Source organism: Oleiphilus sp. HI0061 (assembly GCF_001635675.1).
Genome location: NZ_LWFE01000889.1, coordinates 1 through 212 on the forward strand (window position 1 = coordinate 1; position 212 = coordinate 212).

Consider the following 212-nt stretch of genomic DNA (forward strand, 5'->3'; position numbering starts at 1 on the left):
AAACACTTGCTCCATTTGGCTTGGGTCAAAGCGTGCTGTTGCGTCTTTGTCTGCAAGTATAATATTAATTCTGTCTGATGAGTGCAGGTGCCCTTTATATTCGCCGACGATTTTATCAATCCAGTTGGCCAAGGTGATGTCTTCAACTTCTGGCTCTGTTCGACGACTAAGTTGCAGAGTGTTTTCAATGATCTGATTTACACGCTTTGAGT

Annotated in this window: 1 protein-coding gene; it reads right to left on the minus strand. The window is 42.9% G+C overall.

Annotation, left to right across the window (positions count from 1 at the left end; all coding sequences use genetic code 11):
* On the minus strand, positions 1-212 hold a 212-nt coding region (locus A3735_RS30800; RefSeq protein WP_369820527.1), incomplete at both ends, for a hypothetical protein.